Origin of the sequence: Bradyrhizobium erythrophlei (assembly GCF_042430365.1) — a bacterium.
In the GTDB taxonomy this organism is placed as follows: domain Bacteria; phylum Pseudomonadota; class Alphaproteobacteria; order Rhizobiales; family Xanthobacteraceae; genus Bradyrhizobium; species Bradyrhizobium erythrophlei.
On sequence record NZ_JBHMET010000164.1, the window covers coordinates 1 to 1,932 of the forward strand.

Below are 1,932 nucleotides of genomic sequence, written 5' to 3' on the forward strand. Positions count from 1 at the left end.
TTCAAGATTTCACCAATCCGCGATCAGCCCGAGTAGTCAAAGTTATGGGTAATTGAAAGCTTGACCGGCCGCTTACATTTTCCTCACCGCCAGCTTATTCTTGCGATGTCCAGCGAGGCCAAAGCGCTACCCGGTTATCGGGGGCCCTCATCCAAGGGGATTCGCATCTTGCGCTATCTCTTCGAGGAGTACGCATTCGACACCGACCGGCGCGAGCTACATCGCGGGGCGGACGTCGTCTCCGTTGCACCACAGGTGTTCGATCTGCTTGATTACCTGATCCGCAACAGGGGGCGCGTCGTCAGTAAAGACGACCTCATTAATGCCGTCTGGAACGGGCGCAGCGTTTCGGATGCAGCACTGACCACCCGGCTGAATGTTGCGCGAAGCGCAATTGGCGACTCCGGAGAGGAACAGCGCCTGATCAAGACGTTGCCGCGCAAGGGATTCCGTTTCGTCGGACAGGTGCGGGAGGCGCGAGAAGTTGCCGACCCAAATCCCGGCGATGCGCCCGCGAGCGCTCCTGCGCTTCCCGACAAGCCCTCCATCGCCGTGCTGCCGTTCGAGAACATGAGCGGTGATCCCGATCAGGAGTATTTTGCGGACGGAATGGTTGAGGAGATCACCACGGCGCTTTCGCGGTTCAAATGGTTGTTTGTCATCGCGCGCAATTCGAGTTTCACTTTCAAGGGCCGAGCTATCGATATCAAGGAGGTCGGGCGCAGGCTTGGCGTGCGCTATGTTCTTGAGGGGTCTGTGCGCAAGGCAGCGGGGAAAGTCCGCATCACTGGGCAGTTGATCGATGCGGTGTCGGGCGCGCACATCTGGGCGGACAGGTTCGAGCGTGACCTGACCGACATTTTTGCTCTGCAGGACGAAGTCACGGTCGCCGTTGTCTCAGCCATTGAGCCAAAATTGCTGCAAACAGAAATTGCGATGGCGACGCGGCGGCGACCGGAGAACCTCACCGCCTATGATTTTTTTCTCCGTGCTCTGCCACAGTTTTACCTGGCGACCCGCGAAGGTGTGGCCGAGACGCTAAGGCTGGTTCATCGCGCTTTGGAGCTGGACCCTCGGTTCGGCTTGGTCGCCGCTCTGGCAGCTTCCTGTCACATGCAAAACGTTCTTTGGGGCTACGCGCTCGATCCTCAATTCGAGCGCAAGGAAGCAATTCGGCTTCTTCGCCTGGCATTGAGCCTCGACGACGGTGATCCGGAGACATTGGCTTGGGCTTGCGTAACCTCGGCGTTCATGGTCGGTGATAGTGAAAGTGAGATGGAATTGGCTGACCGGGCGGTCGCGCTCAATCCAAATTCATTTACCGCATGGATCGGCCGAGGTTGGGTCTATAAAGTTGCGGGGCTGCCGGAGGAAGCGGTCCGGAGTTTTGAACGTGCCATGCGCATGAGCCCGCTAGACCCGCAGCTATACCAGCTGTTTGGCGGGATGGGATTGGCCTTGATTGAGCTTGGCCGCTTCGATGAGGCCATCGTCGCCGGGAAAAAAGCCCAACGTCAGAACCCCGCCTTTGCGCCATCCTACCGCTGTCTCGCGGCTGCCTTCGCCCATCTCGGACGTGACGCGGAGGCACGTGAGGCGGCGGCGCGCGTGCTTGAGGTCGATCCCGCCTTTACCATATCGGCTTGGATCGCTCGGGGCGGGCAATCAAATGCGAAGCTGTATATTGAGGGTCTTCGGAAAGCGGGGCTGCCGCTAGCAACGACGAGGCGATCGAACAAAAACCCGTTTTTGTGCGGTGCATGAGTCTGGATTTGGCCCGTTTGAGACATGCTGACCGCGTCGAGCAATGTCCGAGTTCGAGGGCAAAGCGGAAAACATTTGTTCACATTGAGTTTTTCTCAGTTTGACCCAAATGTATGGTCCGGCCGTGCGGTGCAAGAGGTTTTCGTCGATCCGGCAGATACGGTCTTG

The 1,932-nt window shown here is 58.3% G+C and carries 1 protein-coding gene; it reads left to right on the forward strand.

Going from position 1 to position 1,932, the window contains the following annotated elements; translation table 11 throughout:
• Positions 1-168 precede the first annotated feature (168 nt).
• Positions 169-1,764, forward strand: a complete 1,596-nt coding sequence (locus ACFFWD_RS25340; RefSeq protein WP_376969712.1) for a winged helix-turn-helix domain-containing tetratricopeptide repeat protein — start codon at positions 169-171, stop codon at positions 1,762-1,764.
• Positions 1,765-1,932: the final 168 nt, after the last annotated feature.